Annotated in this window: 11 protein-coding genes; 10 read left to right on the top strand and 1 reads right to left on the bottom strand. The window is 35.9% G+C overall.

Going from position 1 to position 13,420, the window contains the following annotated elements:
- The first annotated feature begins 52 nt into the window (after positions 1 to 52).
- From ACTT1L_RS04545 to ACTT1L_RS04510, 8 genes are all read left to right on the top strand, one after another.
- Complete coding sequence (locus ACTT1L_RS04545; protein WP_000939609.1) at positions 53 to 1,909, top strand: anaerobic ribonucleoside triphosphate reductase; 1,857 nt, start codon at positions 53 to 55, stop codon at positions 1,907 to 1,909.
- Positions 1,906 to 2,358 carry an anaerobic ribonucleoside-triphosphate reductase activating protein gene (nrdG, locus tag ACTT1L_RS04540; RefSeq protein ID WP_071742850.1) on the top strand — a complete coding sequence of 151 codons (453 nt, stop codon included), beginning with the start codon at positions 1,906 to 1,908 and terminating at the stop codon, positions 2,356 to 2,358. The genes ACTT1L_RS04545 and nrdG overlap by 4 nt, the downstream gene beginning before the upstream one ends.
- Before the next feature lie 19 nt (positions 2,359 to 2,377).
- A complete protein-coding gene (locus ACTT1L_RS04535) occupies positions 2,378 to 3,055 on the top strand; it encodes a response regulator transcription factor (protein WP_001044683.1) in 678 nt (225 codons plus the stop codon).
- Between the two features lie 202 nt (positions 3,056 to 3,257).
- On the top strand, positions 3,258 to 4,499 hold the full coding sequence (locus ACTT1L_RS04530) for a S1C family serine protease (RefSeq protein WP_000542648.1): 1,242 nt from the start codon (positions 3,258 to 3,260) through the stop codon (positions 4,497 to 4,499).
- Positions 4,500 to 4,578: 79 nt separating this feature from the next.
- Positions 4,579 to 4,992, top strand: coding sequence for a CoA-binding protein (locus tag ACTT1L_RS04525; protein WP_000151382.1), 414 nt, complete (start codon positions 4,579 to 4,581; stop codon positions 4,990 to 4,992).
- A gap of 375 nt (positions 4,993 to 5,367) precedes the next feature.
- Positions 5,368 to 7,332: a DNA topoisomerase IV subunit B gene (parE, locus tag ACTT1L_RS04520; protein WP_001062205.1), complete on the top strand. Its 1,965-nt coding sequence runs from the start codon at positions 5,368 to 5,370 to the stop codon at positions 7,330 to 7,332.
- A 1-nt stretch (position 7,333) separates the two neighbouring features.
- The gene (parC, locus tag ACTT1L_RS04515; RefSeq protein ID WP_001147475.1) at positions 7,334 to 9,757 is read left to right on the top strand and encodes a DNA topoisomerase IV subunit A; all 2,424 of its coding nucleotides are present in this window, start codon (positions 7,334 to 7,336) and stop codon (positions 9,755 to 9,757) included.
- A 151-nt stretch (positions 9,758 to 9,908) separates the two neighbouring features.
- Positions 9,909 to 10,940 (top strand): oxidoreductase, encoded by a 1,032-nt coding sequence (locus ACTT1L_RS04510; RefSeq protein WP_000719751.1) that lies wholly within the window; start codon positions 9,909 to 9,911, stop codon positions 10,938 to 10,940.
- A 24-nt stretch (positions 10,941 to 10,964) separates the two neighbouring features.
- Here the strand turns inward: ACTT1L_RS04510 and ACTT1L_RS04505 are convergent, their stop codons facing one another.
- Positions 10,965 to 11,567: a TetR/AcrR family transcriptional regulator gene (locus ACTT1L_RS04505; protein ID WP_235061219.1), complete on the bottom strand. Its 603-nt coding sequence runs from the start codon at positions 11,565 to 11,567 to the stop codon at positions 10,965 to 10,967.
- A 155-nt stretch (positions 11,568 to 11,722) separates the two neighbouring features.
- Between ACTT1L_RS04505 and ACTT1L_RS04500 the strand changes: the two genes are divergently transcribed.
- Together ACTT1L_RS04500 and ACTT1L_RS04495 are read left to right on the top strand one after the other, a co-directional pair.
- Positions 11,723 to 12,616 carry an ABC transporter ATP-binding protein gene (locus tag ACTT1L_RS04500; protein WP_071742851.1) on the top strand — a complete coding sequence of 298 codons (894 nt, stop codon included), beginning with the start codon at positions 11,723 to 11,725 and terminating at the stop codon, positions 12,614 to 12,616.
- A complete protein-coding gene (locus tag ACTT1L_RS04495; RefSeq protein WP_071742852.1) occupies positions 12,609 to 13,415 on the top strand; it encodes an ABC transporter permease subunit in 807 nt (268 codons plus the stop codon). Before ACTT1L_RS04500 ends, ACTT1L_RS04495 begins: the two co-directional genes overlap by 8 nt.
- The last annotated feature ends 5 nt before the right edge of the window (positions 13,416 to 13,420 follow it).

Here is a 13,420-nt window from a genome sequence, read left to right as displayed (position 1 = left end):
ATGTAGTAACATTTTAATCAAAATACAACAACATATTGGTGGAGGGTTATAAATGTTACAAAAAAATACACGTGGAGAAGAATTAATGAGAGTGTTTGAGACGATTGTCCACGGCAATGAACAAGATTTAATGCAAGAAAATGCAAATGTAGACGGCCGCTCTCCAATGGGAGTAATGGGAACGTTCGCATCTGAGAGTGCAAAATATTATGCTGTGGAAAATTTATTGTCAGATCAAGTGAAAAAAGCGATAAATGAAAATATATTATATCCACATGATTTAGATTTTTATGCGACAGGAACGACGACTTGTTCACAAATTCCGTTAGCGCAAATGCTTGCGAACGGTTTTCATACCGGACATGGACATATGAGACAACCGCAAGACATTAAAAGTGCATTAGCTCTTTCATCTATTATTTTTCAAGCGAATCAAAATATGCAGCACGGTGGTCAATCGTTTGCACTCTTTGATGTTGATTTAGCTCCATATGTGAGAAAAACCGTAGAGAGACATAAGAAACGATTACAGTCATATCCGCTCACGAAAGAACAAATAGAAGAATTTGCGTGGAAAGAAACAGAAAATGATACGTATCAGGCTTGTGAGGCTTTCATTCATAATTCAAATAGTATGCATAGTAGGGGCGGCGGGCAAGTACCGTTTATTTCTATTAATTATGGAACAGACACATCAAAAGAAGGAAGACTTTTAATTAAACAACTTTTAAAAGCGACACAAGCTGGTCTTGGTAAAGGAGAAACACCAATTTTTCCTATTCAAATTTTTAAAATGAAAAAAGGTGTGAACTTTGAAGAAAGTGATCCGAACTATGATTTATTTGAATTAGCGTTAGAGACAACGGCTGAACGATTATTCCCTAACTTTTCATTTTTAGATGCGCCATTTAATGCTGTGCATTATGATGGACGACCGGAAAGTGAAGTATGTTACATGGGATGTCGTACTCGTGTTATGTCGAACATACATGGAGAAGAAACGGCGATTGGAAGAGGGAATTTATCATTTACATCTATTAACTTAGTGAAATTAGCATTAATTAGTGGTTCAAAAGAAGCGTTTTTTGAAGCGTTAAATTATTATTTAGATTTAGGAATTAAGCAATTATTAGAGCGATTTGAGTATCAATGTACGAAACGAGCAAGAGATTTTCGATTTTTATACTCACAAGGTGTATGGCGCGGTGGAGAAAAGTTACAGCCTGAAGATTCTGTAGCATCCATTTTAAAGCAAGGGACGTTAAGTCTTGGTTTTATCGGTCTTGCGGAGTGTTTAGTAGCTTTAACAGGAAAGCATCATGGAGAAGATGAAGAATCATGGAAACTCGGGTATGAAATCATTTCCTTTATGAGAGATAGAATGGATAAAGCGACAGAAGAACATGAACTGAATTTCTCGGTAATTGCAACTCCGGCAGAAGGATTATCAGGGAAGTTTGTGAAAAAAGATAGAGAAGAATTTGGCGTGATTAGCGGTATAACAAATCATAATTACTATACGAATTCATTCCATATTCCAGTTTATTATAACATGCAAGCGATAAATAAAATTCGTTTAGAAGGCCCGTTCCACGCTCTATGTAACGGGGGACATATTACGTATATTGAACTAGATGGAGCAGCAATGCATAACAAAAAGGCATTAAAACAAATTGTACAAGCGATGGCAGAGAATGGCGTTGGATACGGTTCAATTAATCACCCTGTTGACCGTTGTAAGTGCTGTAGTTATCACGGAGTTATTGGAAATGAATGTCCGAGCTGCGGAAATGAAGATGAGGCTAATATAGAAAGAATTCGCCGTATAACAGGTTATCTTGTAGGAGATATGTCGAAGTGGAATAGTGCGAAACGTAGTGAAGAGATGGATCGGGTGAAACATAAATGAAAGTGATGAACATCATTCATGATAGTGTAGTAGATGGAGAAGGGTTGCGGACAGTCGTGTTTTTTGCGGGCTGTCCGCATCGTTGTTTCGGTTGCCATAATCCGAAATCGTGGAATATTTGTAATGGAACTGAAATGACAGTAGAAGAAATTGTGAAAGGGATTGCAAGTAATCCATTAACTGATGTAACATTTTCAGGTGGAGATCCATTTTTCCAAGCTGCTGAAGTGAAAAAAGTAGCAAAAGCTGTGAAAGATTTGAAAAAAAATCTATGGATGTATACAGGTTATACGTTAGAAGAGATACAGAGTTCTCAAAATAATGATATGATAGAGTTGTTACATTATGGGGATGTTTTAGTCGATGGAAGATTTGAAATCGAGAAAAAAGATTTAACACTTCCATTTCGCGGAAGCTCCAATCAACGTATTATTCGATTGAAAGAGTAAAAAGGCGGGATAGATTATTATGAATAAAACAGTATTACTTGTTGAAGATGAAAGAAGATTACGTGAAATTGTCAGCGATTATTTTCGCAATGAAGGCTTTGAAGTAATCGAAGCAGAAGACGGAAAAAAAGCGTTAGAATTATTTGCAGAGCATGAAATTGATTTAATTATGTTAGATATTATGTTACCAGAAATAGATGGATGGTCTGTTTGTAGACGAATTAGAAAAGAATCAGCAGTACCAATTATTATGCTAACAGCACGTTCGGATGAGGATGATACATTACTAGGGTTCGAATTAGGTGCAGATGAATATGTAACGAAACCTTTCAGCCCGAAAGTGTTAGTAGCTCGCGCGAAGACGTTACTGAAACGTGCGGATGGCGTGGTAGGGGTAGCAGAAGAAAATGCTATGTCTTTAGCTGGAATAGAAGTGAATCGTCTATCTAGAACTGTTTTAGTAGATGGAGAAGAAATTATATTAACACATAAAGAATTTGAACTTCTCGTTTATTTAATGGAGAACAAAGGAATTGTGTTGTCACGTCAACATTTATTAGATCAGTTATGGGGATATGACTATTACGGTGATGACCGAACTGTTGATACTCATATTAAAAAACTACGAAATAAGCTAGGAGATAAAGCGAAGCATATCGGTACTGTTATTCGTGTTGGTTATAAATTTGAAGAATAACTTGGAACGTATTGTGTGCTTCAGTCTAGGAAAATAACAATTTTATATCCTCTTTTGCAGGTGGAATGTACAAAAAATGCTTTTTTTGTCTACAATGTTAAATAAGTGTATTTTTTTAATTGGATTTCACGATGAGTTCACAAGAAGGACACAAAACGTGACTATACTAAAAATACGAATTCACCAGAGAGGGGAAGTAAACATGGGATATTACGACGGACCAAATTTAAATGAAGAGCATAGTGAAACGAGAGAAGTGAGAAAATCGGGCAGTAAAAAAGGCTATTTTTTCACAGGTTTAGTCGGAGCTGTAGTTGGGGCTGTTTCAATTAGTTTTGCGGCACCATATATGCCATGGGCTCAAAATAATGGAGCGACTGTATCATCTTTTAGTTCAGATTCAAAAGTTGAAGGTACTGTAGTTCCTGTTGTCAATAAAGCAAAAAATGAAACGGACTTACCTGGTATGATTGAAGGCGCGAAAGATGTTGTTGTAGGTGTTATTAATATGCAACAAAGTATTGATCCATTTGCAATGCAACCGACGGGTCAAGAACAACAAGCTGGTTCAGGATCAGGTGTTATTTATAAAAAGGCAGGAAATAAAGCATATATTGTAACGAACAATCATGTAGTAGATGGTGCAAATAAACTTGCTGTAAAACTGAGTGATGGCAAGAAGGTAGATGCGAAGCTTGTAGGGAAAGACCCTTGGTTAGATTTAGCTGTTGTTGAAATTGATGGTGCTAATGTAAATAAAGTTGCCACTTTAGGTGATTCTAGTAAAATCCGTGCGGGTGAAAAAGCAATTGCAATCGGTAACCCACTAGGATTTGATGGAAGTGTAACGGAAGGTATAATCAGTAGTAAAGAACGCGAAATTCCGGTTGATATTGATGGCGATAAACGTGCAGATTGGAATGCTCAAGTTATTCAAACAGATGCAGCAATTAACCCTGGTAATAGTGGTGGTGCGTTATTTAACCAAAACGGAGAAATAATTGGGATTAATTCAAGTAAAATTGCACAACAAGAAGTTGAAGGAATTGGATTTGCTATTCCAATTAATATCGCAAAACCAGTTATTGAATCTCTTGAAAAAGATGGAGTAGTAAAACGTCCAGCGCTTGGAGTAGGTGTTGTTTCATTAGAAGATGTGCAAGCTTATGCAGTCAATCAATTGAAAGTACCGAAAGAAGTAACAAACGGTGTTGTATTAGGTAAAATTTACCCAATATCACCGGCTGAAAAAGCAGGTTTAGAGCAATATGATATTGTAGTAGCATTAGATAATCAAAAAGTAGAAAATTCACTTCAATTCCGTAAATATTTATATGAAAAGAAAAAAGTAGGAGAGAAGGTAGAAGTTACATTCTATCGTAACGGTCAAAAAATGACGAAAACAGCTACTTTAGCAGATAACTCAGCTACAAAGAATCAATAATCGGAATAAAAGAAAGTCTCTTTCATATTGAAAGAGACTTTCTTTATCGGCTATACTAAAGGAATAGGAGGGATAATTTATGACAATTGAAAACCCAACTCGTACGGAAATTGGTGAAGTATTAAAGAAAAGCAAAACGATTGCAGTTGTTGGTTTATCGGATAAGCCAGAACGTACATCGTATATGGTTTCAAAAGCAATGCAAGATGCTGGATACCGCATTATTCCAGTTAACCCAACAGTAGATGAGGTGCTTGGAGAAAAGGCAGTTGCTTCACTAAAGGATATTAAGGAACACGTTGACATTGTAAATGTATTTCGTCGCTCAGAGTTTTTAATGGATGTTGCAAAAGAATTTGTAGAGATTGATGCAGATGTTTTTTGGGCACAATTAGGAGTACAAGATGAAGATACATACAAACTTTTAAAAGAAAAAGACTATACTGTAATAATGGATCGTTGTATAAAAGTAGAACATGCGATGACAAAATAGTATAGATTGTAAAGGTAGGAAGATTGCTTCAGCCCTCATGATAATAAGTAGGGCCGATGAACGAGGTGTTCATCATGAGATTTTTTAAAGGCTGTTTTTGGGGATTGTTACTTGTAATCCCGTTTTGGATATTGATCATTTGGATCATAATAAAGGTTTGGAATGTGTAATCTTGGAATACATATCCATTTCTCGTTGACAAACGATTATTTTTCTGAAATAGTAGCCTAGAGGAATCCTTGTGAAAAAACAAGGATTTTTCTATTGAAAATGGTATATAAAAGAGATAAGATAACTTGCCAAAACGATAGTCGAGGCGTTATTCTATAATAGAAACATATGTTCTGATTTTGGATTAGGAAAGGGGCAAGGAGTTTGGCGAAGCATCAGTTCCAATATAATGAAGATGCGATTCAAGTGTTAGAAGGACTTGAAGCCGTTCGAAAACGCCCGGGTATGTATATCGGGAGCACGGACAGCCGTGGATTGCATCATTTAGTATACGAAATAGTAGATAACTCCGTTGATGAAGCGTTAGCGGGATTTGGCGACGAAATTTCTGTCGTAATACATAAAGATAATAGTATTAGCGTTATAGATAAAGGGCGAGGAATGCCTACGGGAATGCATAAGCTTGGAAAACCTACACCAGAAGTTATTTTAACTGTACTTCATGCCGGTGGTAAGTTTGGTCAAGGTGGTTACAAAACGAGTGGTGGTTTACACGGTGTTGGGGCATCAGTTGTAAACGCCTTATCTGAATGGTTAGTCGTAACGATTAAGCGTGACGGAAATATTTATGAACAACGCTTTGAAAATGGCGGTGTTCCTGTAACGACGCTTGAGAAAATCGGAAAGACGAAAGAATCTGGTACAACAATGCATTTCAAACCAGATACAACGATTTTCAGTACAACAAATTACAATTATGAAACATTATGTGAGAGATTACGCGAATCTGCATTCTTATTAAAAGGGATGAAAATCTCAATAAAAGATGAAAGAAATGATTTAGAAGATGTCTTTCATTATGAAACAGGAATTGAAGCTTTCGTTTCCTATTTAAACGAAGAAAAAGATTCAATTCACCCAGTTGTATACTTCACTGGTGAACAAAATGGGATTGAAGCAGAACTAGCATTTCAATTTAACGATGGCTACTCAGAAAATATTCTTTCGTTTGTAAATAATGTACGTACAAAAGATGGTGGAACACATGAAGCTGGATTTAAGACAGCAATGACGCGTGTGTTCAATGAGTATGCTCGCAAAGTTTCACTATTAAAAGAAAAAGATAAAAACTTAGAAGGTACAGATATTCGTGAAGGTGTAGCGGCTATCGTTTCTGTACGTGTACCAGAAGAAGTACTTCAGTTTGAAGGACAAACAAAAGGGAAACTAGGTACAAGTGAAGCTCGTTCTTCAATTGATGCCATTGTATCAGAGCATTTGGCTTACTTTTTAGAAGAAAACCCGGACGTAGCCACACTTCTTGTGAGAAAAGCAATTAAAGCAGCGCAAGCACGTGAAGCCGCTCGTAAAGCGAGAGAGGAAGCGCGTACTGGTAAAAAGAAAAAGAAATCAGAAGGTACATTAAGTGGTAAGTTAACACCTGCACAATCACGTAACCCGCAGAAAAATGAACTATACCTAGTAGAGGGTGACTCTGCCGGTGGTTCTGCAAAACAAGGGCGAGATCGACGTTTCCAAGCGGTATTACCGTTACGTGGTAAAGTAATTAATACAGAAAAAGCAAAGCTTGCTGATATTTTCAAAAATGAAGAGATTAATACAATCATTTATGCAATTGGCGGCGGTGTAGGCAATGAATTCGATGTGGAAGATATTAACTACGATAAAGTTGTCATTATGACCGATGCCGATACAGACGGAGCGCATATTCAAGTATTGTTATTAACATTCTTCTACAGATATATGAAACCACTTATCGAAGCTGGTAAAGTGTTTATCGCACTTCCTCCTTTATACAAAGTAAGTAAAGGAAAAGGAAAAAGTGAAGTAATTGAATACGCATGGTCAGATGATGAATTAGATGAAGTAACGAAAAAAGTTGGAAAAGGTTACATGTTACAGCGTTACAAAGGACTTGGCGAAATGAATGCGGATCAATTATGGGAAACAACGATGAATCCTGAAACACGTACATTAATTCGCGTGAAAATTGATGATGCAGCAAGAGCAGAGCGCCGCGTAACAACATTAATGGGCGATAAAGTAGAACCGCGCCGTAAATGGATTGAGCGTAATGTACAGTTTGGTATGCAAGAAGAAGGAAATATTTTAGAAAATGAAATGATTATGGAGACGGAGGTGGAATAACATGCAAGCAGAGAAGTTTCATGACCTCCCGCTTGAAGACGTGTTAGGTGATCGCTTTGCACGTTATAGTAAATATATTATTCAAGATCGCGCACTTCCAGATGCGCGTGACGGCTTAAAACCAGTACAAAGACGTATTTTATATTCTATGTATGTAGAAGGAAACGTGCACGATAAAGCGTTCCGTAAGTCAGCTAAAACAGTCGGTAACGTTATTGGTAATTATCATCCGCATGGTGATTCCTCTGTATATGAGGCGATGGTACGTTTAAGCCAAACTTGGAAAGTACGTAATGTTTTAGTTGAAATGCATGGTAATAACGGCAGTGTTGATGGGGATCCGGCAGCAGCAATGCGTTATACGGAAGCACGATTATCACCAATTGCATCGGAGTTATTACGTGATCTTGATAAAGAAACAGTAGAATTCGTATCAAACTTTGATGATACGAGTGAAGAACCAGTTGTTTTACCAGCAGCGTTCCCGAACTTATTAGTGAACGGATCTACAGGAATTTCCGCAGGTTATGCAACAGAAATTCCTCCGCATCATCTTGGAGAAGTTATTGACGCTACAATGATGCGTATTGATAAACCGAATAGTACTGTTGATGATTTATTAACAGTTATGAAAGGACCAGATTTCCCAACAGGTGGTATTATTCAAGGGATTGATGGTATTAAAAAGGCGTATGAAACAGGTAAAGGTAAAATTATTATTCGCGGGAAAGCAGAGGTTGAAACGGTTCGTGGCGGGAAACAGCAAATCGTAATTACTGAAATTCCATACGAAGTAAATAAAGCAAACCTTGTTAAGAAAATGGATGAGTTACGCCTAGATAAAAAATTAGATGGCATTGCTGAAGTACGTGATGAGACAGATCGTACAGGTCTTCGCATTGTCGTAGAATTAAAAAAAGAAGCAAATTCTGAAGGTATTTTAAATTACTTATATAAAAATACAGATTTACAAATTCCATATAACTTTAATATGGTAGCGATTAATAATCGTCGTCCAACGCTTATGACATTACCGAAAATTTTAGATGCATATATTGGCCATCAAAAAGAAGTTGTTACGAGACGTTCACAATATGAATTACGAAAGGCAGAAAATCGTCAACATATTGTAGAAGGTTTAAAGAAAGCATTATCGATTTTAGACCAAGTTATTGAAACGATTCGTGCTTCAAAAGATAAGCGTAATGCAAAAGATAATTTAAGTGCGAAATTTGGTTTTACAGAAGCGCAAGCGGAAGCAATTGTATCCTTGCAATTATATCGTTTAACGAATACAGATATTACAGCGCTACAACAAGAGGCAGATGAGCTTAATAAGAAAATTATTGAGCTACAGGCAATTTTACAAAGTGAAAAAAGATTACTTCAAGTTATTAAAACAGATTTAAAGAGAGTTAAGAAAACATATAGTGATGATCGACGCGCGATTATTGAAGATCAAATCGAGGAAATTAAAATCGATGTAGAAGTGATGATCCCACAAGAAGATGTCATCGTTACTGTAACGAAAGAAGGATATGTGAAACGTACTGGATGGCGCTCACATAATGCCTCAAATGGCAAAGACTTCGGTATGAAAGAGGGTGACATCTTACTTGAACGATTCGATACGAATACGACAGAGACAGTCCTCTTATTTACGAATAAAGGAAACTATATATATCTGCCAGTATACGAAATGCCAGATATTCGTTGGAAAGATTTAGGGCAGCACGTTGCTAATATCGTTTCACTCGACCGGGATGAAACCATTATTTGGGCAACTGTCGTACCGAACTTTGAGGAAGAAAAGCGATTTATCGTATTTGTAACGAAGAACGGTATGATTAAGAAGACAGAATTAAACCAATATAAAGTACAACGTTACTCTAGAGCATTCGTTGCTGTAAACTTGAAAAAAGATGATGAAGTTGTTGATATATTTGCGACAGATGGAACGAGTGATATCGTTCTTGCTACACATGGTGCATATGCACTTATTTTCCATGAAGATGAAGTAAGTCCAGTCGGTGTAAGAGCCGCTGGTGTGAAAGCAATTAATTTAAAAGAAGATGACTATGTCGCTTCTGGTAAACCATTAAATGCTGATAAAGATCAACTTATTCTCGTAACGCAGCGCGGTGCTGTAAAACGCCTAAAAGCATCAGAAATTGAGAAATCAACGAGGGCGAAGCGAGGTCTTGTTATTTTCAAAGAATTAAAACGTAATCCATACCGCATTGTCGGTATTGAAATCGTTCGAGACGATGAACTAGTTTATATGAAGACAGAGAAACATATCGTAGAAGAAATTGATCCGAAAGCGTATCGAAATAAAGACCGGTATAGTAACGGTAGTTTAGTGCTAGATGTTAACGATACTGGTGAAGTTATTGAAACGTGGACGAAAAAAAGACCGGAATAAAAAAAGCATCTTGCCATGAATAATGGCAAGATGCTTTTTTCTAGGCAACTTATTATGTAAATAATAATAATCTTGTTATAATAACTGAATGAAATCGTTCTCATGAAGTGGACTTACTACCCACAAATAGCGGGATAAATGGAGGGGCAACATGAAAAAAATAGGTGTAGGGATTGTAGGGTTTGGATTTTCTAGTACAACATTTCACATCCCATTATTACAAACGATAGAAGAATACGATATTCGTGCCGTATTATCTTCAAAAGAAGAGGTAGTAAAAGAAACATTACCGAATGCTAACGTCTTGAGTACAATTGATGAATTGGTGAAGCGAGCTGATATTGATTTAGTTGTTATTACTTCACCAAATACAACTCATTTTCCATATGTAAAAGAAGCAATATTAAACGGTAAGCATGTTGTTGTAGAGAAACCATTTGTTGTTTCAATTGAAGAAGGAGAAGAGCTTATTTCATTAGCAAAGAAACATAATGTGGTATTAAGTGTATATCATAATCGCCGTTTTGATAATGATTTCTTAACGATAAAGAAATTATTAGAAGAGGATAGAATAGGAAATGTATACGCATATGAGGCGCATTTCGATCGCTTCCGTCCACATGTACGTGATCGATGGAGAGAAAAAAACTTACCAGGATCAGGTATATTATATGACTTAGGCTCGCATTTAATTGACCAAGCATTATCATTATTTGGGAAACCAAATGCAATCAGTGCAGATGTAATCAAACAACGACCAGGTGCAGAAATTGATGATTATTTCCACATAGTACTTCATTACGGAGTTAAACGTGTCATTTTACGTAGTAGCAGTTATGTGAAAAAGGCAGGTCCACACTTTACACTGCATGGAGATAAAGGTTCTATCGTGAAATACGGTATGGATTCACAGGAAGAACAATTAAAAAATGGAATGAAGCCAGGCGATAACGGTTATGGGGTAGACATTGAACAGAATTTTGCTACTCTAGAAACAGAAGAAGAGTCAGTACGTATTCCAACAGAAGTCGGCTGTTATGACATGTACTATAAAGGTGTAAGAGATAGTATTATAAGTGGTGAGAAATTACCTGTGATAGCACAAGAAGGTTTAGAAGTTATTAAGTTGATTCAATTAGCGGTTGAAAGTAGTGAAACGGGTAGAGTTATCACTATAAAATAAAAAAGACACGAATTTCGTGTCTTTTTATTTTTGTGGAACAGAAAGACCATAGAAGAACATAGTGACTATATCTTGTATATGTTTTTCACGATCCCCTTCAAGAAGCTGTGCCCCGAAATCATCACCTAATTTAGTAAACATTTGAATGTAAAGTAACATCATTTCTTTAGTAAGGTGGGGATTAATTTCATTTTTTTGCTGTGCTTGTTCTAATATTTCTAAATACCAAGGCAAGATTTTTTCGTTTTGATAACTATAAATAAACTTTCGGAGCTCTTCATCTCTTTGCATCATTTGTAGTAACATATCCGGCTGAAATAACCCACCAGTATTCATTTTTCTTACAATCATTTTTTGCATCATATCATGAAAAGGTAATTTTTCCGCTGCAAGATCTTTATAATATTGAAATTCACATATGATAAATTCTTGTATAAGTTCTCTAAATAACGCATCTTTACTTCCAAAATGATTATAAATTGTAACTTGAGAAACGTTTGCTTCTTTTGCGATATGTTCTATTTTTACTTCATTAAATCCACGTTCTGAAAATAATAAGAAAGCTGCCTCTTTAATAGCGCGTTTTTTCTTCTCTTTCACTTTTTCAAAGCCATTCAATACAATCACCTCAATAAAAATATACAGGAAAATATAGGTGAAAACAATAATTTTGAAATATGGACATATAAATATTTCAAAAAGTTGTTGCGAATATGGAAGAGGAGGAGTACAATAATTTTGAAATATCATACATTAAATATTTCAAAAAATGAGGTGGATTTATGATTTCAGTTCAAAATGTCACAAAACAATTTTCGAACGGAAAGGGCTTGTTTCATATTACATTTGATGTAAAAGAAGGAGAAGTGTTCGGTTACTTAGGACCGAATGGTGCAGGTAAATCAACGACGATTCGTAATTTAATGGGATTTATAAAACCGACATCTGGAAAATCTTCAATTTTTGGATTGGATTGTTGGAATGAAGCAGCGAAAATTCAAAGGGAAGTTGGTTATTTGCCGGGTGAAATTTCTTTTATTGAAGGAATGAACGGATTAGAATTTCTGAAGTTAATGCAAGGAATGCGTGGGCTAAAGGATACGAAAAGACGAGATGAATTAATAGAACGTCTACAATTCGATGTGAAAACACCGATTCGAAAAATGTCTAAAGGAATGAAACAAAAAGTAGGGATTGTTGCTGCTTTTATGCATGATCCAGAAGTGTTAATTTTAGATGAACCGACTTCAGGGCTCGATCCACTTATGCAGCAAGTGTTTATAGATTTAATAGTAGAGGAAAAGCAAAGGGGAAAAACGATTCTTATGTCTTCACATATTTTCACTGAAATTGAGCGTACATGCGACCGAGTAGCGATTATTAAAGATGGGTGCCTTGTAACGGTTGAAAATATTCATGATTTACAAAGTATGAGACGACAAGTGATAGATGTAACCGTATCATCAGAGGAAGAGATTAAATCTCTTACGCAATGTAATTTGCAATTTGAAGCGGTAAAAGGTAGAGAGGCATCGATTATCGTACAAGGAAACTATCAAACTGTTTTACAAATACTTTCAAACTATAATGTAACGGCACTTCAAACGAGAGCAATGGATTTAGAACATTTATTTATGCATTATTACGATAAGAAAGAAGGGGTAAAGCATGAATAAGCAATTGTTTTTAGCTAGTTTGAAAGAGACGCAAAAAAGTATTTTGAGTTACGCAACTGGTGCAGCCCTATATTTATGGTTGTTAATTTGGATATTCCCTTCAATGGTATCAGCGAAAGGTTTAAATGAATTAATAAGCGCTATGCCTGATAGTGTGAAAAAAATTGTTGGCATGGAAAGTCCGATTCAAAACGTAATGGATTTTTTAGCTGGTGAGTACTATAGTCTATTGTTTATTATCATATTAACAATTTTTTGCGTTACAGTTGCAACACATTTAATTGCCCGGCATGTAGATAAAGGGGCGATGGCATATTTATTAGCGACACCTGTATCTAGAGTGAAAATTGCAATCACACAAGCCGCTGTTCTCATATTAGGACTACTAATTATTGTAGTTGTTACGTATGTAGCGGGCATAGTAGGTGCAGAATGGTTTTTAAGTGATAATAACTTAAATAAAGAATTATTCCTAAAGATAAATATAGTAGGAGGGCTCATATTTTTAGTCGTTAGTGCATATTCATTTTTCTTTTCTTGTATATGTAATGATGAAAGAAAAGCACTTAGCTACTCAGCAAGTTTAACTATTTTATTTTTTGTACTAAATATGGTAGGTAAATTAAGTGATAAGTTAGAGTGGATGAAAAGTCTATCGTTATTTACACTGTTTCGTCCAAAAGAAATTGCGGAAGGAACGTATAATATATGGCCGGTAAGTATAGGTTTAGCTGCGGGAGCGCTTTGTATTTTTATAGTAGCGATTGTATTGTTTAAGAAGAGGGATTTACCGTTGTAGAGTAG

Origin of the sequence: Bacillus sp. FH, from assembly GCF_052216825.1 — a bacterium.
Taxonomy (GTDB): domain Bacteria; phylum Bacillota; class Bacilli; order Bacillales; family Bacillaceae_G; genus Bacillus_A; species Bacillus_A paranthracis.
Note: the sequence above shows the minus strand (reverse complement) of the source record. Positions and strands in the feature narration are given on the sequence as shown.

Bases quoted from the DNA above. Each gene is read 5' to 3' on its own strand.
- ACTT1L_RS04495 (WP_071742852.1), top strand. From the start codon at position 12,609: ATGAATAAGCAATTGTTTTTAGCTAGTTTGAAAGAGACGCAAAAAAGT.
- ACTT1L_RS04545 (WP_000939609.1), top strand. From the start codon at position 53: ATGTTACAAAAAAATACACGTGGAGAAGAATTAATGAGAGTGTTTGAG.
- ACTT1L_RS04525 (WP_000151382.1), top strand. From the start codon at position 4,579: ATGACAATTGAAAACCCAACTCGTACGGAAATTGGTGAAGTATTAAAG.
- ACTT1L_RS04530 (WP_000542648.1), top strand. From the start codon at position 3,258: ATGGGATATTACGACGGACCAAATTTAAATGAAGAGCATAGTGAAACG.
- nrdG (WP_071742850.1), top strand. From the start codon at position 1,906: ATGAAAGTGATGAACATCATTCATGATAGTGTAGTAGATGGAGAAGGG.
- ACTT1L_RS04500 (WP_071742851.1), top strand. From the start codon at position 11,723: ATGATTTCAGTTCAAAATGTCACAAAACAATTTTCGAACGGAAAGGGC.
- parC (WP_001147475.1), top strand. From the start codon at position 7,334: ATGCAAGCAGAGAAGTTTCATGACCTCCCGCTTGAAGACGTGTTAGGT.
- ACTT1L_RS04535 (WP_001044683.1), top strand. From the start codon at position 2,378: ATGAATAAAACAGTATTACTTGTTGAAGATGAAAGAAGATTACGTGAA.
- ACTT1L_RS04510 (WP_000719751.1), top strand. From the start codon at position 9,909: ATGAAAAAAATAGGTGTAGGGATTGTAGGGTTTGGATTTTCTAGTACA.